Annotated in this window: 1 protein-coding gene; it reads right to left on the bottom strand. The window is 64.0% G+C overall.

Annotation, left to right across the window (positions count from 1 at the left end; all coding sequences use genetic code 11):
- Positions 1-314: AMP-binding protein (locus ACX4ZE_RS23285; RefSeq protein WP_480275608.1), on the bottom strand; the 314-nt coding region annotated here is incomplete at both ends.

Here is a 314-nt window from a genome sequence, read left to right as displayed (position 1 = left end):
CCCAGCTGTGCACCGGCCACATACAACTCCCCCGCCACCCCCACCGGCACCGGCCGCAACCGGCCATCCAACACGAACACCCGCATATTCCCCACCGGGGTGCCGATCGGAACCGAAGCCCCCACCCCATGCGCAGCGTCGTACACTGAGATGTAAACGGTGGTTTCTGCCGGGCCGTAGCAGTTGATGACCCGAACAGCAGGGTGCCGTGTCGTGAATTGATGCACCAGATCCGGGGGAAATGCCGCGCCACCCACGTTCACCTCGCGTAGACACTCCGGAGGTGGTAGGGGTGTCGACGACATATGGTCGAC

This window comes from Nocardia sp. TBRC8007 (assembly GCF_056629435.1).
The sequence above is the reverse complement of the archived record's forward strand: the minus strand, read 5'-3'. Positions and strand labels throughout refer to the sequence as shown.